Origin of the sequence: Nostoc sp. (assembly GCF_036917775.1) — a bacterium.
In the GTDB taxonomy this organism is placed as follows: Bacteria; Cyanobacteriota; Cyanobacteriia; order Cyanobacteriales; family Nostocaceae; genus Nostoc.
This window is the reverse complement of record NZ_JBALEQ010000078.1, coordinates 15,596-40,088: the sequence shown is the minus strand read 5'-3', so window position 1 is coordinate 40,088 and position 24,493 is coordinate 15,596. Positions and strand designations below refer to the sequence as shown.

Annotated in this window: 17 protein-coding genes; 9 read left to right on the top strand and 8 right to left on the bottom strand. The window is 40.3% G+C overall.

Annotation, left to right across the window (positions count from 1 at the left end; all coding sequences use genetic code 11):
* Positions 1-164 precede the first annotated feature (164 nt).
* The gene (locus V7K69_RS14695) at positions 165-629 is read right to left on the bottom strand and encodes a hypothetical protein (protein ID WP_335035516.1); all 465 of its coding nucleotides are present in this window, start codon (positions 627-629) and stop codon (positions 165-167) included.
* Positions 630-807: 178 nt separating this feature from the next.
* On the opposite strand from V7K69_RS14695, the gene V7K69_RS14690 reads away from it, so the two are divergent.
* The 3 genes from V7K69_RS14690 (at position 808) to V7K69_RS14680 (ending at position 3,274) form a co-directional block, all read left to right on the top strand.
* Positions 808-1,707, top strand: a complete 900-nt coding sequence (locus V7K69_RS14690) for a YihY/virulence factor BrkB family protein (protein WP_335035514.1) — start codon at positions 808-810, stop codon at positions 1,705-1,707.
* Between the two features lie 87 nt (positions 1,708-1,794).
* The gene (locus V7K69_RS14685) at positions 1,795-2,301 is read left to right on the top strand and encodes a DUF4112 domain-containing protein (RefSeq protein ID WP_114081746.1); all 507 of its coding nucleotides are present in this window, start codon (positions 1,795-1,797) and stop codon (positions 2,299-2,301) included.
* Between the two features lie 19 nt (positions 2,302-2,320).
* Positions 2,321-3,274, top strand: coding sequence for an alpha/beta fold hydrolase (locus tag V7K69_RS14680; protein ID WP_335035511.1), 954 nt, complete (start codon positions 2,321-2,323; stop codon positions 3,272-3,274).
* Here V7K69_RS14680 and V7K69_RS14675 read toward each other — a convergent pair.
* A complete protein-coding gene (locus V7K69_RS14675) occupies positions 3,254-3,919 on the bottom strand; it encodes a class I SAM-dependent methyltransferase (RefSeq protein ID WP_335035509.1) in 666 nt (221 codons plus the stop codon). The genes V7K69_RS14680 and V7K69_RS14675 overlap by 21 nt on opposite strands.
* Positions 3,920-4,010: 91 nt before the next feature.
* Positions 4,011-5,543, bottom strand: coding sequence for a hypothetical protein (locus V7K69_RS14670; RefSeq protein WP_335035507.1), 1,533 nt, complete (start codon positions 5,541-5,543; stop codon positions 4,011-4,013).
* A 742-nt stretch (positions 5,544-6,285) separates the two neighbouring features.
* On the opposite strand from V7K69_RS14670, the gene V7K69_RS14665 reads away from it, so the two are divergent.
* From V7K69_RS14665 to V7K69_RS14640, 6 genes are all read left to right on the top strand, one after another.
* Positions 6,286-6,471, top strand: a complete 186-nt coding sequence (locus V7K69_RS14665) for a hypothetical protein (protein ID WP_335035505.1) — start codon at positions 6,286-6,288, stop codon at positions 6,469-6,471.
* Positions 6,472-6,845: 374 nt separating this feature from the next.
* Positions 6,846-8,747 (top strand): NAD(P)H-quinone oxidoreductase subunit F, encoded by a 1,902-nt coding sequence (locus V7K69_RS14660; protein ID WP_335035503.1) that lies wholly within the window; start codon positions 6,846-6,848, stop codon positions 8,745-8,747.
* 61 nt (positions 8,748-8,808) lie between these two features.
* Positions 8,809-9,534, top strand: a complete 726-nt coding sequence (locus tag V7K69_RS14655) for a carbonic anhydrase (protein WP_335035501.1) — start codon at positions 8,809-8,811, stop codon at positions 9,532-9,534.
* 86 nt (positions 9,535-9,620) lie between these two features.
* Positions 9,621-11,117, top strand: a complete 1,497-nt coding sequence (locus tag V7K69_RS14650) for an NADH-quinone oxidoreductase subunit M (protein WP_335035498.1) — start codon at positions 9,621-9,623, stop codon at positions 11,115-11,117.
* Positions 11,118-11,157: 40 nt separating this feature from the next.
* Positions 11,158-11,748: a CDP-alcohol phosphatidyltransferase family protein gene (locus V7K69_RS14645; RefSeq protein ID WP_335035496.1), complete on the top strand. Its 591-nt coding sequence runs from the start codon at positions 11,158-11,160 to the stop codon at positions 11,746-11,748.
* A gap of 1 nt (position 11,749) precedes the next feature.
* Positions 11,750-13,057: a CO2 hydration protein gene (locus tag V7K69_RS14640; RefSeq protein WP_335035494.1), complete on the top strand. Its 1,308-nt coding sequence runs from the start codon at positions 11,750-11,752 to the stop codon at positions 13,055-13,057.
* Positions 13,058-13,243: 186 nt separating this feature from the next.
* Here the strand turns inward: V7K69_RS14640 and V7K69_RS14635 are convergent, their stop codons facing one another.
* The 5 genes from V7K69_RS14635 to V7K69_RS14615 form a co-directional block, all read right to left on the bottom strand.
* Complete coding sequence (locus tag V7K69_RS14635) at positions 13,244-14,971, bottom strand: ATP-binding protein (protein ID WP_335035492.1); 1,728 nt, start codon at positions 14,969-14,971, stop codon at positions 13,244-13,246.
* Positions 14,968-16,026, bottom strand: a complete 1,059-nt coding sequence (locus tag V7K69_RS14630) for an ABC transporter substrate-binding protein (protein WP_335035490.1) — start codon at positions 16,024-16,026, stop codon at positions 14,968-14,970. Before V7K69_RS14630 ends, V7K69_RS14635 begins: the two co-directional genes overlap by 4 nt.
* Before the next feature lie 219 nt (positions 16,027-16,245).
* Positions 16,246-21,909: a PAS domain S-box protein gene (locus tag V7K69_RS14625; RefSeq protein ID WP_335035546.1), complete on the bottom strand. Its 5,664-nt coding sequence runs from the start codon at positions 21,907-21,909 to the stop codon at positions 16,246-16,248.
* 778 nt (positions 21,910-22,687) lie between these two features.
* The gene (locus V7K69_RS14620; protein ID WP_335035487.1) at positions 22,688-23,551 is read right to left on the bottom strand and encodes a glycosyltransferase family 2 protein; all 864 of its coding nucleotides are present in this window, start codon (positions 23,549-23,551) and stop codon (positions 22,688-22,690) included.
* Positions 23,552-23,968: 417 nt separating this feature from the next.
* Positions 23,969-24,325 (bottom strand): Rieske (2Fe-2S) protein, encoded by a 357-nt coding sequence (locus V7K69_RS14615; RefSeq protein ID WP_163928064.1) that lies wholly within the window; start codon positions 24,323-24,325, stop codon positions 23,969-23,971.
* Positions 24,326-24,493: the final 168 nt, after the last annotated feature.

Below are 24,493 nucleotides of genomic sequence, written 5' to 3'. Positions count from 1 at the left end.
TCACGAAAATCCTGATATATACAACAACATTATGAACGGGGTGGTAGTGGCACACGATGGGGCAGAAGTAGGGGTGCAAGACCTTGCGCTCCTACGACAGGTGTGGTTCAAATACATGAAAACTGCTGTAAATTATCGAGAACGGCAATTACACTGAAAACAGGTCATTGACTTTCTTTTTCTCCTTTGGCTCGTTCCTGTGTCAAGCTATCAATTGCATCACCCAAAGCAGTAGTAAGGCTATTGCGGGTTTGGCTATGATTATCCTGCTCAGTTTTCAAAGCTTGCAAGAGGCGATCGCGTTCTTTGATTAGGGCGATGAGTTTAGTTTGTAGCTCCTCCACAGATTTTAGTTGTTCTATCTCTTGTTGAATCGCTGTTAGTGAGGTTCCAGCAGCCAGTGTCTCGACTTCAAGACCCCGGAGTTTATGCAAGTCTGCCTTGAGTGATGCGATCGCCTGTTGGGACAGTTGGGCATCTGTGCGGCGTTGTTCTGCTTCTGTGTTGTAAAGCTGTCGCCATTTTTGGGCACTTTCCCAAGCCGTATCGCGATCACTCTGAAGTGCCGCCATCTGCTCTCTGAGTTCCTGGATTTCTGTCAACCACTGTTGTGTAAAATCTTGATTCATAAATTAAATGGTCATTTGTCATTTGTCATTTGTTATTCTCCCCCTGCCTCCCACACCTCCCACACCTCCCCTGCCCCCCAATCCCCACTCGGTAATATTGCGGTAAAAAGATAAATGCGATCGCTACGCAAAATTTGGCACAGTAGTTAAGAAACCTAACCAGTTTTAACTCTAATTTATGCCAAAGCCTCGTTTTTTTCGCTTCTTTTACTACCTCAATTGGCGCACGCTCAAAAAAACTTTTGCTAGGACAATGGAAAGACGACTTTTGGGACTAGCCTCAGAAATCGCCTTCAATGCCATGTTATCGCTGTTTCCAGCGATTCTTGCTGTCCTTACAGCCATTGGTTTATTGGCAGAATCTTTACAAGCTACCTTTAAACAACTAGCGGCCCAACTTAGTCAAATCCTACCCGAACAAGCCCTGGTTCTAATTCGTGATTTTGCTACCACAGAAATTACCAATTCTAGAAACAGTGGCTTATTTTCTTTGAGCTTTGTATTAGCAATTTGGACTGCTTCTGGGGCGGTAAGTACTGCTATGACAGCCCTCGACCAAATTCATCAAATTCCTTCAGAAAAGATGCGCCCCTTTTGGAAAGCCAAGCTCGTCTCTCTGGGATTAACAGTTGGTACTATGTTGCTTTTAGTGCTGGCTTCTTTCTTAGTGTTTACCAGCGATTGGCTTTTGGGAATGGTAGTGCGCGAAAATCGTTCCTTGATCGTCTTATTACATCTTTGGCAGCTGTTACGCTGGCCTTTAGCTTTAAGTATTGTTGCTGTTGCTTTTGGCTTTGTCTATCGCTATGGGCCAAGTGTATGGAACTCAGGCACGCCAATGATGCCTGGAGCAATTTTGGCAGCTGTTTTCTGGGCAATATTATCTGCCCTCTTTCGGCTTTATGTGGCGAATTTTGGCAATTATAATAAAGTATATGGTGCTGTAGGGGCTGTGATAGTTTTAATGCTCTGGCTGTCGATGAGCGCTGCTGTACTGTTAATCGGCGATCAGTTGAACGTGACAGTCGGTGAAGATATGCGCCTAAAAGCGCAGTCACAATCTAACGAAAAATATTAATTTGTAAATCCTTGAGAAAACTTTTGCAAAAGCTCAGTAGGGGAGTAAAATGTCTAACGATTCAATGCAAAATTAGCGATCGCTTTCATGCCAGATTCTCCTACTCGGTTTTCTATGATTGAACCTGATGCTAAAGCACCCACCTTGAAGCGCCTGCGTCAGTTAAGTCGGTTGCTGGATAATGTTATTACCATTCCTGGTACAAAAATTGGTTTTGGTCTAGATCCAATTTTAGGACTTATACCTATTGGTGGTGATTTTTTGGGAGTAATGTTTTCTAGCTACATTATCCTAGAAGCAGCGCGGCTGGGTGTCTCTAGAGCCACTTTAGGTAAAATGGTTGTCAATGTGATCGTTGATGGCTTGGTAGGCACTGTCCCCGTTTTGGGAGACTTTTTTGATTTTGCCTGGAGAGCTAACACTAATAATATCAAGCTATTGGAAGAATACTTAAAGTTTCCTAGTGAGCAAAAGAGTGCAGACAGGTTATTTATCATTGCTCTTTTAGTTGGATTGTTGCTGATATCCATTGTTTTAGTAGCATTACCCGTGATCCTAATTAGAATATTCTGGAACGCTTTAACTGGTGGTTAAATTATTGATAGATAATGGAATGAAAGATTGGTGGCAAGCGACTTTTCCCAAAGGACGGCAAACTTTAATTATTACTGATGCTAAAGGCTATCCTGTACAAATTTCTTATGGCGAAAAAGGTAAAGGGAAACCGCTAATTTTATTACATGGTATGGGTAGTTGGAGCTATAATTGGCGACACAGTGTAACAGAATTATCTAAATATTTTCGGGTAATTTGTTTTGATGCCAAAGGTTTTGGCTTTTCTGAAAAACCATTGTCTCGTCGAGAACACAACGGTCATCAAGTTATTGAGTTTCAAAGAATTATTCAAGCATTATGTAATGAACCCGCAGTGATTGTAGCGGAATCTTTGGGGGGATTAGTTGCCCTTGCTCTGGCTCAAGAAAATCCGCAGTTAATCGGGCAGCTTGTAGTAGTAAATGTACCTGTTTTTGCCCAACGTCTACCCCATTGGGCTATGGGATTACTTGCCCAAACTCCTCTAGAAATCATCCAAACAATTGACTCCTTACGTCTGGCATATTTGTTTGCACCTCTATTAAGAGAAATTATGGCAATAGAAAGACGTGGGGTATTATTTGATCCGTCAATTTTGACAAAAGAAGATGTCTATTGGATAACTTACCCCTTTATTCAATTTCCTGGTACGATTGTCAAAGTTGCCGAAGAGTTACAAATAGCAGCGCGAGAAATTGAGAATTGGCAAGCAAACAAGCCAAATATGCTTACCAAAATTCAAAATAAACTAAGTGCAATTAAGTGTCCTACACTAGTTTTGTGGGGCGATCAAGATAGTTGGTTTCCTGCTACTCATGGTGAAAAATTACATCAGCATATCCCAAATTCCAAATTAAAAATTTTGTCTAACTGCTATCATGACGCTTCAAGTGGTGCTTCTAAGGAGTTGAATGCAGCGATTCTGGAATTTTTACGGGATGGTGAAACTGTACTAAGACCGCTTGATGGCTAAGGTAAGTCCATCGGCAATGGGGACAAGGGAGAGTGTTACCCGTTCATCATGATGTAACTTCTCATTGAGTGCGCGAATCGATTGGGTGCTTTCATCTTGATTTACCGGGTCAGCAACTTGTCCTGACCACAAAACATTATCAATCGCAATTAAGCCACCTGGACGCAATAATTGCAGCGATCGCTCATAATATCCATCATAATTTTCTTTATCAGCATCAATAAAAGCAAAATCAAATGTCTCGGCTTGGCCAGTTGCCAACAGCTGATCTAAAGTTTCTAAACCTGGAGCCAATCGTAGATCGATTTTATCGGCAACTCCGGCTTCTTGCCAATATCGGCGGGCGATCGCAGTAAATTCTTCACTCACATCAGCAGCAATAATTTTACCATCATCAGGAAGTGCTAAAGCCACTGAGAGCGAGCTATAACCTGTAAATACACCAACTTCTAAGGTTTTCTTGGCTCCAATCAGCTGTACTAGCAGTCTCATAAACTGCCCTTGTTCTGGTGAAATCTGCATTGTGCTTCTGGGATGACTGGCAGTTTCTTGGCGCAACTTCAAAAGAATCTCTGGTTCCCGCAGTGAAACGGATAAAAGGTAATTATAGAGTTGATCGTCAAGACCTATAGACTGTTTTGGCATGGTAGATGAGGGAATTGCAATAATCTACAGTTATACTATCGTCTAAAAGTGGTTTATCAAACATTAGACAAGAGGACTTTTAAAATATCCTCTAAATTCCCAATTTGGAGTCTGACTTCAAGACATACCAAATACCGTTATTATCTTGACGTAAAATCTGATATTTCTGCTCAACAAATTCCAGCAGATTTGGAAATTTGTCTTTGATTATAGCCTGGGGTTCGTAATCAATAAAAATATAAGGAGGCTTTGATGAATCCAACTGATTTATAAGAGCTGACCATTGCTCAGATAAAAAATATTCCAAAGCCCAACCACGTAGTATTGTAGCTTGATTCCGACCAGAAAAATAGTAAATAGATGGATCGCCAGCTACATAAATATCACCAACAAGATTTCCTTGTTGAGATATAAAATTAGCTTCTGAACGAAGAGATGGATATTTTGGTCTAAAGACAGCCTGATATTGCAATCGTGTATCTTCAGTTAAAGCAAAATTATTATTAACCAGAGTAATACTCTTTTTTACAAGAGTGAAAGAGAAAGGTAAGAACAATAAAAATACCAGCAAAATAGTTGGCATTCGAGACTTTAATCCTTTTAAAGAATCCCACAATATATCTAATCCCTTAGTCGCTAAAATACCTATGGGTACAAATAATAGTAAATAATGGTATTCCCATAATGCTGTTTCCTGTAAAAGGATAACAGACAAACCAAAAATACACCAAACAACAAGTAGCAAAGTCAATATATTCTTAGACTTATACAATGATACATAAACTGCAACAGCAGTCATTAAAATTAAAGAATAAAAATTCTGTAATAACCATTTCATTCCCAAAACAAAATTAGTCTGATTAAATGCAGCATTAGCTACAATCATCGGTGGATATATAAAAAATGTCTTAAGCACTATTTCAAAACTATTAACTGAGATAAAGTAGCTGGCAACAACCAAAAGAGGAAATGTAACTCCTATAAAAATTGGGATAAAAATCTCAATGAAGTTTTTTTGAATACTTTGGTGTTTTATTAGTATAGAATACATCAATATAGTTAGCCAAAATGAAACTAAGATCAGCAGAAATAGGAATTTAAATAGAAGAACAATTCCTCCTAAAAAACCTGACAGTAAAAGTAGATAAAATCTTTGCTTTCCTTCTTTTGTAAAAGATTTAAAAGTAACCCAAAGACAAAGGAATAAGGGAAAACCGACCAGTGCTTCTACTTGAGTCAGATGCCAAGCACCAGAAACAATATAGTAAACGCCAACTGTTAACAAAGGTACTAGACTTGCAATTATCTGATGTCGAAAATAGCTTTTTAGGGTCAGCAGCAATATTATTGAAAAAAATACCATGTAAATAAGTTCAAATACATGGATACCAATCTCATTAAAACCAAACAAAGTTCCTGCTAAAAAATAAAATGAGAAAATTCCCGGTTGTTTAATATCCCAAAAATCCCGATAAAGTACCTTTCCTTGTTGCATCTCTAAAGCACCTAGCCTAAAAAATGCTTGATCTCCGTCAAATGGAAAAGGTAAATGTATCAGACCAATAATGATAATAATTATCAAAACTACAAAGTCAATTTTATTTAATTTAGCAATACTAATCATGGAAATTTAAATTGGTATCTCAGTGACTATTTGGCAGTAGTTAATATCATATTAAGATAACAGAAAGGCTGTCATTTTTTCATTACTTATAATGTCTAAAAAGTGTAATAAAGAAAGATTATGAGTCTATTGGTACTTAATTTTATGCTTAACGTTGCTATGTTTTGCCACACCTTTTAGAGTTTGCAAATGTTTGCAGTGCAAGCAAAACTCTATCTTCATATATGATTGGAATAAGTAGGTGGGTATAAACAATTTAACTATGTAAAGATACAGTATTTTGCAAATAATTTAGGTACAAATGCAGAACTCACGCATCAAATAAAGTTTCTACTTCTTGCCTTCTCCCTTTGGGAAACGCTAAAAGTGATCTGTCTACTGCCGTAACGCTGCACGATCCTGCCTCAAAACTCGTAGCTCTTTGTACTTCATACAAAAGAAAACTGCTGTAAATAGGTAGGTGCAACGTACTAAACTATTGCTTTGATCAACTATGAGTATATCGGGAACTATGTGGTGTGTATATGAAGTATTAATGTAGATATAGGCTAATACGCCTGGGTTTGTGATATTTTGCCTAGCCTACACCACTCACTTGCTTGAATTGGAGGAATCTCTGACTTGCAGACTTACTAACGCTTTCAGCGTCTCCTCTTTTTAAGGAGGGTTAGGACGATCAAGGCTTAACTAGAACTTATTGGGATATAGACCAGCACAATAACTTTAAATATAGGAAATACTGATGGAACGTTCAAAATTAATTGCTATTCTTACAGGTGCGATTTCGGTTATTTTAGCGATCGCTTACCTGATCTTAGTCCAACTGCTGGATTATCGAGACATGAAACCCGCCCCTATCAGCCAATTTGACCAAGCGCCTGCGATTATTTCTGTTTTTTGGCAGATTGACAAAATTACCGAAATGTAAATCATATTTGGTTCTGCTGGCTTGTAGAGACGCAATCAATTGCGTCTCTTGTCATTTATGTCAATAAGTAAAAACTCATGATGATTATTGATCAAACCAATGATTGATTCATAGATAAAAAACAATAGCTATTATTCATTACGCAGATGGTTGATTATATAAGATTTTTTTAGGGCATTTATCTCAGATTTGTTTAGATAAAGTAATTCCTTTTTGACAGATATAACGGTAAGCTGTTTTTAACAAGATTAAATAAAGATAAATTTGTCTTATCTGCATAGGCGTAGCCTGTCGTAGATATCTCTGGGTTAACAGGGATCAACATAAGTTGATTCAAAACCATAAACTTTTGATGGAAATATAGAGGTAAGTTGATGGCTCAGTTTCTACTTGAGACTGTTTGGCTAGTTCCTTGCTATGCCTTAATAGGTGGCTTGTTAGCCGTACCTTGGTCGCCGGGAATTATTCGGAAAACGGGGCCAAGACCGGCAGGTTATATAAACTTAGTGATGACATTTTTGGCGTTTGTGCATAGTGCGTTGGCGTACCCGCCCGCCGTAGGCATCGCCTTAGAAGCAACTTGGAATCATCCAGCCCAAGAAGTATTTATTCCTTGGCTATCTACAGCTGGTTTAGACCTCACCATTGCTTTAGAAATATCCTCAGTGAGTGTTGGCGCTTTAGTTGTGATTACTGGTTTGAATTTGCTGGCGCAGATTTATGCCATCGGTTACATGGAGATGGATTGGGGTTGGGGACGCTTCTATTCTTTATTAGGATTATTTGAAGCAGGACTATGTGCCTTGGTTCTATGTAATAACTTGTTCTTTAGCTATGTAATTTTGGAAGTCCTCACACTAGGAACCTATCTACTAGTTGGCTTATGGTTTAGCCAGCCTTTAGTAGTCTCAGGTGCGAGGGATGCTTTCTTAACCAAGCGGGTAGGAGACTTATTCTTGCTGATGGGCGTGTTGGCATTATGGCCCCTAGCTGGAACTTGGAGTTATCCAGAACTAGCTAAGTGGGCGGCGACTGCTAACGTTAACCCGACAACAATGGCACTGGTAGGTTTAGCCTTAATTGCCGGGCCGATGGGTAAATGTGCCCAGTTCCCACTGCATTTGTGGTTAGATGAAGCAATGGAAGGCCCAGTTCCCAGTACAATTTTACGGAATTCGGTAGTAGTTGCTAGTGGTGCATGGGTGCTGATTAAACTGCAACCTGTGTTAAGCCTGTCGCCCATAGTTTCCTCCGCGATGGTGGCCATTGGCGTAGTAACGGCAGTAGGTGCTTCTTTAATTGCGATCGCTCAAGTTGATCTTAAACGCTGCCAATCCTACTCTGTCAGTGCATACATGGGTTTAGTATTCATCGCCGTGGGAACGCAACAAGATGAAGCAGCGCTGTTGTTAGTACTCACCCATGCCATATCCGCCGCCCTATTGGTGATGAGTACTGGCGGAATTATTTGGAATAGCATCACCCAAGATGTCACCCAATTAGGCGGATTGTGGACACGTCGCCCGATTTCAGCAATAGCCTTTATCGTTGGGACTTTGGGATTAATTGGTTTTCCACCATTGGGTAGTTTTTGGGCGTTAGTGAAACTAGCAGATGGGTTGTGGGAAACGCAACCTTTGTTAGTGGGAGTAGTGATAACGGTAAACGCTTTGACAGCAGTGAGTTTAACCAGAGAATTCGGTTTAATTTTTGGTGGTAAAGCTACACAAATGAGTCAGCGATCGCCTGAAGCACACTGGCCAATGATTTTGCCAATGGTAATTTTACTTGCCTTTAGTCTACATCTTCCTTTAGTGTTGCAAAGCTTATCACTTTTACCCGATTGGGCAACTTTAAATAAAGATGTCGTACTGCTTTTAATTTGGTCGAGTATTTGTGGTTGCAGCATCACTGGTGTGGTTTATTTAGGCAATATTCCTAAACCAATTCGCCTCCCTTGGAAAGGTCTTCAAGACTTGTTCGCATACGACTTTTATACCCCCAAACTCTATCGGATCACCATTATTTTTGGCGTTGCCAAAATTTCCCAACTTGCCGATATGATTGACCGCTTTGTCGTTGATGGTATCGTTAATTTGGTTGGTTTATTTTCGCTATTAGGTGGCGAAAGTTTAAAATATAGCACCTCTGGACAAACCCAATTTTACGCCTTAACCGTTTTATTGGGAGTGAGCGTTTTAGGAATGTGGGTAGCTTGGCCATTTTGGGGAGTGCAGTTTTTAAATGTGATTTCTCAAATTTCGACAGTTGGGTAGTTAAACACCCTTTGATTACAAACAAGCAGACAGTTTAGTATAAAATTTGCAGGAGAATTCCATGAGCATACGACATCCCAAAATCAATCTTTCTAGAAGAGGTTTATTAAAGTTTGGTGCAGGTGCAATCGGTACAAGTGTATTGACAGCTGGACTGAGTTCAAACTTACTTGCAGCCGAAAAAAAAGCCCCAGCAGCGCCAGCAGAAGATGATATTACCCCCGATAAGGCACTGAAAGAGTTATTAGATGGGAATGATAGATTTGTGACAGCAAAACGTCGCAATCCCCACCAAAACCATTCGCGTTTAGTTGAAGTTGCAAAGGGTCAAAAACCCTTTGCTTCGATTCTCGGTTGTGCAGATTCACGAGTACCCTCGGAGATTGTCTTTGACCAAGGACTTGGAGATTTATTTGTCTGCCGTATAGCTGGTAATATTGCAACAACACAACAAATTGGTAGCTTAGAATTTGGCAGCTTAGTGTTAGGCACTAAAGTAATCATGGTAATGGGACATGAAAGATGTGGTGCAGTAGATGCCGCAATCAAAGGCGCTCAAGTACCAGGGCAAATTGGAAGTTTGCTTGAAGCAATTAAACCAAGTGTAGAAAAATCAAAAGAGCAATCAGGAGATAAGTTAGAAAACGCTTGTAAAGCAAATATTTTGGCACAAGTTGAAAAATTGAAATCATCCGCAGTTTTAGCTGAATTAATCAAGGCAGAAAAGCTGAAAATAGTCGGTGGATATTACGATTTAGATACTGGCAAAATCAGTTTAGTAAGTTAGCTTTTTTGTCCTTTGTCATTAGTCATTGGTCATTACTAATGTACAAAGGACAAATAACAAAGGAGAAATAACAAAGGAAAAATATAATGTTAAGTGTTTTAATTTGGCTCCCTATTTTAGCCGCCGCTATTATAGCAATATTACCTGTAAGTTTCCCTAATCATCGCATTCGTCTAACAGCATTAATTTTTTCTGGAACAATTCTTGCCTGGAACCTATTTATCCTACTAAAATTCGATATCAGCAATCCAGGAATGCAATTTAAAGAGTACTTGCCCTGGAATGAAACCCTGGGTTTGAGTTATCAAATAGGTGTTGATGGGCTTTCTATATTAATGTTAGTGTTAAATAGCCTACTCACCTGGATTTCTATTTACAGCAGCAGTAAAGAAACTGAACGCCCCCGGCTGTTCTACTCAATGATTTTATTAGTGAGTGGAGGGGTTGCAGGTGCTTTCGTTGCTGAAAATTTACTGCTATTTTTCCTATTCTACGAACTAGAATTAATCCCCTTCTACTTACTAATTTCCATTTGGGGAGGGGTAAAACGGGGTTATGCTGGGATGAAATTCCTGATTTATACTGCGGTTTCAGGAGCATTAATTCTGGCAACATTCTTGGGTATGGTATGGCTGAGTGGTTCTACCAATTTTGCTTTTGATGCAGTCTCTACAGAAAATCTGTCAACAGCAAAACAAATCCTTTTACTAGCAGGAATAGTCTTAGGTTTTGGGATTAAAATTCCCTTAGTTCCCTTCCATACTTGGCTACCCGATGCTTACGTTGAGGCTTCAGCACCAATAGCCATTCTTCTCGGTGGTGTATTGGCAAAGCTGGGGACTTATGGACTACTGCGATTTGGTTTGGGGATGTTTCCCCATGCTTGGAGCATTATTGCACCGACTCTGGCCATTTGGGGAGCAATCAGCGCTATCTATGGGGCAGTAATTGCGATCGCTCAAAAAGATATCAAGCGCATGGTAGCATACAGTTCCGTCGGTCACATGGGCTATATCTTGCTAGCTGGTGCTGCTAGTACTCCCTTAGCACTTGTGGGTGCAGTCGCCCAAATGTTCAGCCACGGTATTATTCTGGCCATCCTTTTTCACTTGGTGGGAGTTGTAGAGGCCAAAGTTGGTACGCGTGAGTTAGATAAACTCAATGGTTTGATGAGTCCTATACGCGGCTTACCTCTAATTAGCGCCTTACTAGTTTTAGGCGGGATGGCTAGTGCAGGTATTCCTGGTTTAACAGGATTTATCGCCGAGTTTATCGTTTTTCAAGGTAGTTTCTCTGCCTTTCCCATTCCGACAATTTTGTGTGTAGTGGCTAGTGGATTAACCGCAGTTTATTTTGTCATTCTTCTGAACCGCACTTGTTTTGGTAGACTCGATAACTTCGCCTACTATCCCAAAGTTCTTTGGTCTGAGAAAATCCCAGCTTTAATTTTGGCAGCTTTTATCATCTTTTTAGGAGTACAACCCACTTGGTTAGTGCGGTGGAGTGAATCTACAACTACAACAATGGTGGCTGCAATCCCCTCTTTAGAAAAAACCGTAATCTCTGAAGTAGCACTGAAGTAATCAATAAGAGATTTACGTATTGATAAAGGAGGATGGAAAGATGAATCTGACATTAATTCCCAGTGGTCTTGTTCTATTTCGCTTTTTGATATCTCCATTCCTCCTATTAGATGCTTTGGATGGCAAAACCAGTATTTGGTTCATCGTCGGTTTTATTGCAGCCTTTCTCTCAGATATTTTTGATGGCATTATTGCGCGACGATTAGCTGTCAGCACTTCCCAATTGCGTCAAGCCGATAGTTGGGCTGATGTTTGTCTTTTTAGCTGTATTTTCATCAGTGCGTGGATAGTTCATCAAGATATTCTCGTAACTTATAGCGCCCCTTTGTTAATGATTGTTTTTGCTCAATTGGTGTGGTGGGTGGTGAATTTGGTGAAATATGGTAAACCGGCTAGCTATCATACTTATTCAGCAAAATTTTGGGGAATCACCCTTTTTATTGCCATTATTGCCCTGTTTGGCTTTGATTACGCCGGAGTTGCCTTATGGCTGACTTGTATTGCTGGCACAATTCATAGCGTTGAAGAAATTGCTATGACACTAATATTGCCAGTTTGGACACATGATGTTTTAAGCATTTTTCATGCCTTGAATATTCGTCAAGAATTACTAACACCAATTAATAAATAACATGACAGCAATTAAAACAGCAATTAAATTACCTCCTTCAACGCACGAATTTGCTGAAGTAATTCATCGCTTAGAAGCAGGCGGTGCAATGTTACCCGATACTCCAGAAAATTTGATGCAAATTATCGGTTTATATAAAGCTTATGCTGTGCCGATGGATTTTTACTGGCGCGACCTACTTTATATTGCTGAAAACGAATTTTTAAACCCGCTTCCCTTCTTTAAATACTTCTTACCCAAAGAGTATTTAGAACTGCATAATCACTATGCTGGTGATGATGCTGATTTACGAATTTGGCGCGGCGAAGCTACTGCACATCCAGAACTTTTGGCATTTATCGAGAAGGGTGAAACTTTCAAAATGCCGAAGTTATTGCATCACTTGTTTCACGATCGCATTAACATGGAGTTTGCTGAAGCTTGTATGCGGGCGATGTTGTGGCATAGAGGGATGGGTGGACAATTTGACCCTTACCTAGATTCAGACGAATATAAAGCCAACGCCGACCGAGCAATTAAAGCTTACTTCCAAGGAAACCCAGTAATGCTGGGGCTTTACAAGCTGTTTCCAGATATGTTTTTGGAACAGTGCCGCCAGATGTCATACTACGCCAACCTGGGTTTATTCTGGGAAGTCATGGCCCCGGTATTCTTTGAAATGTCCGATCGCTACGATGAAGGTACGATTAGCACCGTCCCAGAGGCAATGAGCTTCTTAGTTAATGGTATATTTGCGATCGCAGGCCGTCCCATTTACCATCACGTTTATATTCGCGGCAAATGCTACGAAATTATCCCCAAATCCAAGGGTTTCATGTGGCTATACGAAGCTGCATTACCTTATGTAGAAGCAGTTTTCTATCGCACTGCACCATTCAGAGGGACAAAATCTTATAATGCTCAAGCGCGTCAAGTACCAGAAGACCAAAAAGACTTTCACTTTGGTATTCTTTACGCTGATGTATTTCCAGTGGGTACTGCTGGCATTCCCCCGACATTATTAATGCAAGATATGCTGCATTTTTTGCCCCCATATCTTGTTGATTACTACAGCCAACATTGCCGGGGTGAAGAAGATATGTTGATTCAATTGGGAGTTAGTTTTCAACGGTCAATGTACTGTGTTACGTCTGCGGTAATTCAAGCCTTGCGAACTGCACTTTTATATCCTTTAGATGACCAAAATCCCAAACATTTGCAAGCCAATCGAGATTTTTTTGAGATGCAACTAAATCGCTTTACTCGACCCGACTATAACATTCGTGATGCCGCTCGTTTAGGGAGTATTCAAAGTCAAGATTATAGATAAGAAAGAGATCCCCTCAACTCCCAATACTTCTCGGTTAAGGGGAAAAGGGAAATAAAAAACCTTTAACCCTTACCCTTTACCCCAAACCAGATTCCGAGTTAAAAATGCACAAAGCGAGAAGTATTGCCTCAACTCCTGCCTTTCTTGTTAAAAGGCTTGCTCTAATTCCCTCCTTTTTAAGAAGGGTTAGAGAGGATTAAGATTTAATGGGATTTGAATGATGAACTCTGAGCCATTGCCGAGGCTGGAAACACAATCTAGATGCCCATAATGTTTATCGACTACCACTTGACGAGCGATCGCCAAGCCCAAACCAGTTCCTTTACCAACTCCTTTAGTCGTAAACAGATGCTGAAATATCTTCTGTTTCACATCCTCTGTCATGCCAATTCCATTATCTTTAATGCGAACAGTAACTGATTTTCTATCCTCTGTCAGCCCCGTTTTGATCGTAATTAGATTGGGATTTTGTTTAAGATATTCATAACTTTGCCCTTGACTCGATTCTTCCAGGGCATCGATCGCATTTGCCAAAATATTCATAAATACTTGATTAAGCTGTCCAGAAAAACAAGTGACCACAGGAATGTTGTCGTATAACCGCACAACCTGGATTTCTGGACGCTGATTATTTGCTTTCAGGCGATATTTGAGAATAAGTAGGGTACTATCCAGTCCTTCATGTAAATTAAATTCTACCGGATTATCTGTGTCCGACCGAGAAAACGTCCGTAAGCTGGTACTGATGTCCTTGACCCGTTCTGTTGCCCCTTTCATAGACAAGATCAGTTTCGGCAAATCTTCATTTAAAAATTCCAGGTCAATCTCCTTTGCGTGGTCTTGAATATTGGATAAGGGATTGGGATAGGCTTTTTGGTAGTGGTATAAATGCTGTAGCAAATCTTGGACGTATTCGGTGGCATTGCTGAGGCTACCATTCAGAAAACCGACTGGATTATTGATTTCGTGGGCAACACCAGCTACCAGATTGCCCAAAGCAGACATTTTCTCGCTTTGAATGATTTGCATTTGTGCCTGCTGCAATTCCTGGATTGCTTTCTCCAAATCTTGGGCTTGCTGCCGAAGCTGTGCTTCTGACTCCAGTAAAGCGGCTTCTGCTTGCTTGCGCTGTGCTACTTCTTGTTCAAGTTGCTCGTATGCCTCTACTCGTGTAGCCGCCGCTTGAATTGTATGGGCAAGGAATTGGATTTCATTATCCGGTAATCCACTGGGCATGATGAAATGGTCAATGCTTTGACTGTCGGTAACGGCTTTATTCAAACGTTTGAGTGGATGTAAGACCAATCGCTGAATCATCACCGTCATCAGCGCCAGAATTGCTGACATCCCAATGAGTAGGGTAAGGGTAGAGGTCGAGAAGGTTTGCCACGCTTGCTGGTGTAGTTCTTCGACATTGAGAATAGCGATCGCTAACCCGCGTCGGTTTGCTTGACCAAACAGTGTGCTGCTAAAGGGTAAAATTTGTACTAATGCTGGTTTACGATCTATTGTGACTCTGAAACTTGTTTCTGAACCCGTCTCAGCAGCCTTTTCTAACACTTTAGTCAATTCTGGATGAATTGAAGTATAGGGCGGATTTTCTAGTTCAGATCCACTCCGAGCCAGGGTTTCTCCATTGGGACTGGCGATCGCAACTTCCATCACCGTTGGCAGTGTAGCGTAGTTTTGCACCACTCGCTTGATAATACTTTTATTCCCCAGTTCGATTAATCCTTCCGTGGAAAACCCGACCCCCTGAGTAATCGATTGGGCACGTTGTTCTAGCTCTTGCTCCAGCTTTGATTGAATCAAGAAGTAGTTCAATCCCAATGTGGTTAAGCCGACCGTTGCTAGAGAAATACCAAAACCCATCAATAGTTGGTGGGATAAGTTATTTTTAGATGACTTGCTCATGACTTCAATTTTGTCAATGCTTCATTGACAAGTGCTGCATTAATCTCCACATCTTGCCGAATCACCCGACCATGACGCGGATCTGCTTGGAGCAGTTGGACAATTTCTGCCTTTGCCGAATTGAGGCGACCATCTACTGCAAACATCCGTTGGTTCAAAATAATATCTCCTTTTTTTAATCCAGCATAATCACTGGCAAAAGACTTACCACTTTGTCCCAGTTTTTTCCCAACTGTGTTGAACACTTTTGTCGGCTGGGTTTCAACGGCGTGCATCACATCAAACCATGCCAGCATGAATTGCTCTAGTTCCGCTTTTTTCGTTTTCACTATCCTGTCACTGGACATCAAGATATCAATCACCAGACTGTCTACTTGCTTTGTGGTGTAAATCACATTGCCCTTGATGTTCTTTGCTGTCTCCCCTAGCATCGGTTCCCAGAGTACAGTAGCATCAATCGCACCTGTGCTAATTTTCTGGGCTGCGACATCATTGGAGTAATCCCGAATCTGAACTTCAGAGGGTTTAATTTGATGGGCTTTCAAGGCTTCCAGCAAAATTAGATGGTTGACGGTTCCTAACTTTGCTCCTACTTGTTTACCGCGCAAATCTTCTACGGATTTAATTTCTGGCTTGGCAACAATTCCGTCCGCTCCCGCAGAAATATTGGTCGTCATTAACACCACAGGTTTGCCATTGCCTGGATCAACCTGCATCACATCCCAGAAAGAAACAAATGCCGCATCTAGTCCACCACGCATCACCGCCCGACTGGAATCTTGCTGGTTATCAAATCGCACAAACTCAACCTCTAACCCTCGATGCTTTAAGATTCCTGATGGTTGGGCATAGAGTGCAATATCAAACCCTACCCAGTTTGTAATTCCGACCCGGAGCGGTTTGAGAGCTTGGTTTTGCCCAAGACTACAGGCATTGGTCATAAATGTGAGGGAAAGGGCGATCGCAAAAAAATAGAAAAAGGCAGGCTTGATACCTGACCTCAACTTTTGTTTACACCAGATATCCCATGTGTCAATAATCTGAGCAACTTTCATAACTTATCAAGCCTACTCTGGGAAAACTGTACTTAAGACGAAGGGTTCCCAAAAGTATAGTAAGTATAACGTTCCCGTTTTCCCTCAATACTTGTCGGTTAAGGGGAAAAGGGAAAGAAAAAACCTTTAACCTTTTCCCCAAACCCAATTCTGAGTTCAAAATCCTTAACCGAGTAGTATTGCGTTTTCCCTGTTCTAGCCGGATGCCTAAGCTTCTTATTAACTGGATAATACTCTTGCAATACTCGTCAATTCCATAATTTTCTCAAACTGGAAATTATGAGCTAAATTCTGGATAAAATTGCTCAATATAGCATTTTCTGAAGGAATTTGTTCAATCAATTCTAAAATTAAGTCATCACTACATTGGGCTGCGGCAGTATAAAGCTGTTTCACCCATTCAGGCGACATTTCAGACAATAAAGGAACTAAATCTGTAAGCTTAAAGATTGATTCTGTTATTTGTTGTTTTGTATTCTTTATCTGATAGTTATCTTCTTGATAAATATATTTAACTTCTAAATATTCGCTCAATTTTTCTAATAATTCTTCTTCACGGAAAGGCTTGTTAATATAATCATCACAACCAGCTTTTATTGTTGCCTCTCGTTGTTCCTCAAAGGCGTTAGCAGTTAAGGCAATAATAATCGTCTTGCGATTTGGGACTGAAGTTTCTTCTCTAGCTTTAATAATTTTTGTGGCTTCGTAGCCGTCCATAATTGGCATCCGCATATCCATAAAAATTAGGTGTGGTTGCCATTGTTGCCAAAGTGCGATCGCTTCCGTGCCATTTGCCGCTTCTTGGACTGCAAAACCGATAGATGTCAGAATTTTTACTAGCACTAAACGGCTGTCTGTGGAGTCATCAACCACCAAGATGCGGTATTCGTTTTGAGCGGGTGCTAAACTCAGAACTTGTCGTCTAATTTGTTGAATCTGGATTTCGCTGGCTGCGGCTAGATCAATTTGAATATCAAAGGCAAATGTACTTCCCTCACCAATAATGCTGGTGACGCTAATGTTTCCTCCCATTAGTTCCACATATTTGCGGCTAATTGCTAAACCTAGTCCTGTTCCCTGTTGCGATTTTCTACCGGTTTCAGTTTGTCCAAAAGCTTCAAACAGCAAGTTAATTTCCTGTGGCGCAATACCGCGACCAGTATCTGTAACCTCGAAGAAGAGATGAGGAGGTTGAGGTAAAATTTTATCCCCCATATCCTCCATCGCCACGCGTAATATTACTCTTCCTGTATCAGTAAATTTAATTGCATTTCCCAAGAGGTTAAGCAATACTTGACGCAGTTTACTTTCATCAGCTTGGATATATTGCGGAAGGTAAGATGTATATTCAAAACTTAATTCTAAGCCTTTGGAAGTGGCACGGAAACGCAACATCTCTTCCAGGTTTTCTAAGAGGCGAATTAAGTCAAAACTGTTGAGATTTAATGTTATTCTACCGGCTTCAATTTTAGACATTTCTAGAATGTCGTTGATTAAGTTGAGAAGATGTTCGCCAGCACGATTGATGATTGCTAGATTTTGCTGATGTTCAGTAGATAAAGCATGATCGTGGCTCATGATTTGGGTAAAACCGAGGATGGCGTTGAGTGGAGTACGCAGTTCGTGGCTCATGTTGGCGAGGAATTCGCTTTTGGCGCGGTTGGCAGCATCAGCTGTGATCACAGCTTCTTGCAATGCTTGTGACTGCCTTTGAGTCTGCGCCAGTAATTGTGCCTGCTGTAAAGCCACACCTAACTGATTGCCAATTTGAACTACGATGTTGATTTCTCCTGGTTTCCATTGACGGGAATCGGAATTTTGATAACTCGCTAGTAGTCCCCAAATCTGATCACCATATAAAATGGGGACAATAATGTAAGCTTTTGCCTGAAAGCGTTCTAAAAGGCTGATGTAAGAGGGATGAAACTCAGCATTGTAAATGTCTGGGACGCAGCGAAAAGTTGCGCCTTGTGTGTAAATGCCATCTTGAATTGCTTGCATATCAGCATCTTCGGCTTGATTATCCGTGCTATCCAAAATTTTTGCTATGCAACGTCCTTGTTGTAAGACACCTTCTGTGAGATGAGGATCGTTGTTATGTTCTTCTATCAGAGAAATCCAATCATTACCTACAGACTCAGAGACAAATTCGCCACTCCATTGGGGATTGAAACGATAGACAACAACCCGATCGCAATTGAGTACTTGTCGTAATTCTTGAGTGGTAGCCGCAAATATAGTCTCTAAATCCAATGTTTGGCGCATCCTTTGAATCACTTGGGCGATCGCTCTTTCCCGTTCTGCACTCTCACGCAGGGCTTCTTCTGCCAATTTTCTCTCGGTAATATCTGTAATCGTACCGATATAACCCTTAATTTCTCCATCATCTCGAAATTCTGGCAAAGCCTGACAAATTACCCAGACAACTGTACTATCATCACGTAAAAAACGATGTTCGTAGTTATACGCTGTTTTAGTAACTCTCGCTTTATTCCATGTCAACAATAATTGCTCGCGATCGTCTGGATGTACGGCTTTTGTCCAACCTGTTCCCAGAGACTCTTCTAAACTGCATCCACTAATTTCACTCCAGCGTTGATTAAAATATAAGACATTACCATCCACATCAGTGTGGAATATACAAGCTGGGGAGGTTTCTGCTAGCAGTTGATATCGCTGCCGACCTGTTTGTAAAGCTAATTCTGCGAGTTTAGCATCGTTGATGTCTGCCCAATAACCGACACATTCTATAGGTTTACCAGCTTCGTCACGAATTAACCTCATCTTTTCGTAAAACCAGTGATAAGTTCCGTCAGCGTGTAACCACCGATATTGATAGGAAGTGTACTCTTGCTCAACCAGCTGGGAAAATTTTTCTGAAATCAGTTCAATATCTTCTGGGTGGACATGATGCAGCCAGAAATTAGGATTTTCGACAAATTCCTGCGCTTCGTAACCAACCATTGCCTTAACGTTCTTACTAATAAAGGTAGTGCTAAAATTGCCTAATGTTTTTTTGCTGCTATAAATCACCACAGGGCTAGAAGTAAGCAGATATTGAAGGCGCTCGTTAGCTAAACGTAGTTCTTGTTCGACTTGTTTGCGTTCGCGTAGCGCGGCTTGCCGTTCGCGTAGTGCTGCTTGCAGTTCGCTAATTTCTACTAAAACCGCGCCCACACCAGAAAGGTGATCGTCCTCACCAGGAATCGGAAAATAAGAAACTAAGAAGTGGCGGATAATATCTGGTTGTTTAATTGATGCGGCGCTTAATTGTTGATTGAGTATGGGTTCACCTGTCAACAGAACCTGTTGATAAAATGGTTCTACGACACTGGCCATTTTGGGTAAGGCTTCATAAATAGTCTTACCAATATGAGCTTCCTGGGATATTCCATTAATTTCCGCTAGCACTTGGTTGATTTGCACAAACCGCAGTTGGTTATCTACAATATTCATACCCACGGGAGCCCCCGTAAAAAAGGCATTGAGACGAGCTTCTCTAAGTGCTAATTCTTGTTCTAGGGTTTTGCGCTCAATCAACCCACCTAACTGAGCAGCAACAGCATTTACTAGCAAAAGCAAACGTCTATCTACCACTACTGAACTACGTTTAAAAAACACTAAAACAGCTAATACTTCGTTTCCAGCCAGTATGGGAACACCAAAACCAGCTTTTAATCCTACCTTTGCTGCTTGTTGCGATCGCAAAAAAATTGGCTCTGTAACTTCTGAAACATCTTCTATCCATTCTGGTTCCTGATTCTGCCAAACTCTTCCTGGTAGTCCCACTCCCAGAGGAAATTTCACAATTTGACTGTGGTGGCAAAATTCTTCCAAATTGCTTTGTTCGCCATACCAGCCCAGGCTGTGTTCTAAAACAGCACTATCTTCATTAGGTATCCATGCTTCACCAAAATCCCAGCCAATAGTATGACAAATTAAGCGCAAGACCAGTGCTAAAGAGCTATTAACATCATTGGCGCGAGTGATGGCTTGGGTTGTCAACAGTAATAAACGACTTTCATTTTCTGCCTGCTTGCGTTCAGTAATATCTTTCGCTGTGCCTAGTACGTACCATTTCCCATCAATCTCGATCATTTCTGCACTCAACAAGGTTGTCCTGATTTCCCCTGTGGACGTGCAGACATCAACCTCATAGTTACGAATAGCTTTAGTTTTTTGCAGCATCTGGGTGAGAAAATTATATTCTTCTGGATTCACCCAAATATTCAATTCTTGATCGGTGCGATCAATAACCTGAGAACGAGAATAACCAAAAAACCGGCAAAAACTGTCGTTAACTTCAACAAAGCGTTTGTTAGGAACAGTAATTAAGGCAATGGGATCGGGAGATGACCGAAAAGCTGATGCTAACTTTTCTTCAGAAGCCCTCCGCGCAGCTTCGGCGCGTTGACGTTCTTTTGCTTCCAGCACCAAGGATACTAAATTGCCCAGAGAGCGAGCGAAATTTTGATCTTCTAGCGTCCAATGATGAGCAACTCCCACTGCCTCCAAACATAAAACCCCTACGGTTTTTCCTTCCTGCCTAATGGGTGTATAGAGTATAGAGGTAATATTTAATCTTGAGTAAGATGGAGAAAATTCTCTAATTCTGGGATTGGTATGGGCATCATCTGCGGCGATTGGTTGATCTTGTTGCAAAGCTGCAAAATAAGCTGGATAGTCTGCCTCTGATAAAGAAAATCCTTCACTATGTTGATTACGACTGCCCTCAAATAGGTCAAAACACTCGATTTTCAAGCCTGTTTCGTCATATAGCCAAACACTGGCTCGTTCCATTCCAATATTTTTGACAGCTGTTTCTGTAATTTTACCCAAGGCTGCTTTCAAGTCACCCTGATAAAGGATTTGATTTTGTGCGAGTTGGGTTAGCACTAAGTTATGATTGCGGAGCTTAATCGCACTTTCTTGGAGTAATTTTTCTACACCTCGGCGCTGTGTAATATTACTAGCAGTGCCTGTCATCCCTCTGACTAAACCCTCTTCGTTGCGTAATGCGATCGCATTAAACATTAAATAAAGTAAAGTACCATCTTTAGCTACACAGGTAGTTTCATGTTGAAATATCGGCTTTCCCTGGAAAACACGCTCAAAGGCTACTTTATCTTTAGCAACTTGCTGAGGCGAGATAAAATCAGTCAAGGTACGCCCGATCATCTCCTGGGGTTCATAACCATAAATCTGCTTGACTGCCGGATTAACAAAAGTAATTAGTCCATCAATATCTACCGACCAGATCATATCCTGGGATGTCTCCACTAAGTGGCGATATTGACTTTCACTTTTCTTGAGAGCAGCTTCGACTAAAAGGCGTTCGTTTTGGTAAACTTCTCTACAAAAGGCTTTGCTAAGGCTAGCAGGAATTTCTGTGAAAATTTCTTCTATCTGTTGGTTCCGAACACTTAACTCAACAGCAATCCGTTGACGTTCTTTAATCTCCTCTTGCAGTTGGGCATTTTGTTCTTTTAACTGTTTTTTCAGCTTTTGGAGAGTTAGTTGATTTTGTATGCGTAATAAAACTTCTTTAGCTTGAAATGGTTGAGTAATATAGTCAACATCCCCTAAATCACAAATATTTACTTCTGCTGATAATTCCTCTAAAACACCAAAAAAAATTATCGGAATCTCTTGAGTTTTCTGATGAGATTTTAAATTTTGATAAACCTCATAACCATTTATTTTGGAAATGAGAAAGTTTAGTAAAATCAAATCAGGATGAAAAGCCAGTGCCCTATTGATTGCCAATTCTCCAGAAAGGGCACTTTGTACCTGATAAGATTGGTTGTGAAGGATGTCTGATAAAAAATGCAAATTTTCTAGCTTATCATCAACTAACAAAATTTTGATTTTTTGAGCATCCATATCAGTCACTAAGCTAATTTTCAATCAGTAATAAATTGTTGAATCAAGCTGAACATGAAATCAGAAAGCAAAACCTTATTAAAAGATTGTAAATATAATGATCGTTACTTACCACCATACTTCACTTTAGAATACAGGTGTGTCAAGTTAAGGCAAAAGTCTCTGTAACTGTGGATCAAACTCTGTAAGAACAACAATTACACTGTAATATAGAAAGTAACTTTTATACAAAAACTATTTGGAAGTGATTATACTATGGCTTAACGTCAATTCTGCATCAGGATTCTAAAATATATGAATGAGCGTATTGTAGGTGATACCCAACAAAACCGCACGACTAAACCCTCCTCTTTTTAAGGGGAGGGTTCGCTACAACAAGTATAAAAAGTTCTAGATCCTCCTAAATCCATGCCAGATGCTTCTCCCAAGGGGAGACGCTGCGCGAACAAGTTGGGCATTGCCTGCCTAACGCAGTGACTCCCCTTAGAAAGCTAAAGCTACCGTGTACATACAAGTCACCAGTTTTATCCAAATACGCTTGGGATAAGCCAGAAAGCCCTCATGTAGAGACGCGATAAATCGCCGTCTCTACAAATAATGTACTCGTCAATTATTCCTAGACAGACTACTATTTCCGACTTGTGTGTACACCGTAGCCTTAGAAAGGGGGACTTTGATTCTGGTTCCACCTTTTTTAAGGCTAGGGAGGATCTCAAAGTGCCTAAAGTCACAGCAAAACACTTTTCAAACAACCTTAAAGAAAAAATCAAGCTTTGGGCTATTTTTTGCGTAAGTCCTGTTTAGTTAATCGCTGCTTAATAGATTCAGACAATCGTTCTGGATGCTTGGAAAAATAGAAGATTTTTAAGAAGGTAAAATTTATATTCCTAGCTAACCAAATCTGCCATCGTTCCATCAAAGATAGGGTTTTAATATAATCATTAAATAATTTTTCAATTCGCGCTAAACTACTTCCTGTTGCAGAATCATCAAATGTTTTAGTTCCTGGATAATATCTAAAGTTACCCCAAGTCTCATTGAAATACTTAACATGAGATGAACAAACCGCTCTCAAGAGGAAATCTACATCCATTGCGTAATGTTCTTCTACTTTGTATAGTCCGATTTGCTGATGCAATGATTTATGGTAAAAGTAAGCAGATGGATTTAATGGAAAAGAAGAATCGATAATTCCATCGTCATTAATTCGCCTTTCTAATAGTAAATCAATCGTCCGTAACGGTTTAGCTTTATTAATAAAAATTAGTTTACCTTCCAGAGTGCAAATATTACAGTTACCAATAATCAAGCTAGGCTCTGATAAAGTGGGAAAAATTTCACAGATGCGGTTAAGAACATTTATTTCATAAAAATCATCAACATTTAAAACACCAATAATCTCTCCTTGCGCCATAGCAATTCCTTTGTTCATAGCGTCAGATTGTCCTTTGTCCTTTTCACTAATCCAACGTATGTGAGAATATTGATTGGCTTTATCTTTAAGAATGTCTACTGTCTTGTCACTTGAACCTCCATCAACAATGATATGCTCCACTTCTAAACAATTTTGGTCAATGACAACTTGAAGGCAAGATTCTATAAATTTCTCACCGTTATAAACTGGTGTAATTATACTAATCATTAGCAAGGGCCTTTTGTGCGTATTACAAATAAAAAATAATTCAAATAATTGAATTGATATTCGATCATATAGTTCCCAATTGGCACAAGTGTATAACGCAACTCTAAGCAGTGTAAATACGTAAATTGCGTTCGTGTATGTAAGTAATAAATGGAAATTCGTCTAAGGGTATTTCTAACCCATGACAAGATACAACTATTTGATGAAGTGTAGCGGTCAATAGAATTCTTGAGATTCAATTGAGGCATTGAAAAGGCCATAGAAACGGAGGTTGTTTTTTGCCAATCCTCCGTTTCTGATATTTCTATTATCACTCAAAAATGAATAGACAAAGTGCTGCAAAAAGTTTAGGTAACATTTTGTAGCCTACTGGCAACTTCTGATGTTTGTCCAATGGTATTAAATCGAGAGAGGGTGCTATTCCTCTTGTACATCAACCCAGATACTACCTTCTTCCACACGAAGAGGAAACACCGGCAACGCTTTTGGTTGTGAAACCAATGAGAGTACCTTGCCTACACCAGGTGGCCAAGAACACCAGTCTTGTACTTCACCAGTCCGCAGGTCAAAAGCACTGTGATGGAAAGAACAAACAATTGCTCCATCTTTTATTTTGCCACTTTTCAGAGGTAATTTTAAGTGAGGGCAGGTGTTATCTACAGCATAAAGCTGATTTTCGTGATTCAAAAGCAGAATTTTACGGTTGCCAACTTTCACCACTTCTCGCGTACCTGGGGAAAGTGCTTCGACTGCAAGAACTTTAGTCCAGCTCATTAGGTTCTCCTCTCCTAATATATCTGCTTTCAGTTTCTCGCAATTGTGACCAGTGCGATCGCCTTTCAGTACTAGGCAAAAGTCAGTAAGATTGCAAACTTTTCCCGAAAAAGCGATATCTACGACGAACTTGACTAACGATGGTGAGATGTGACAGCTATAAAATCT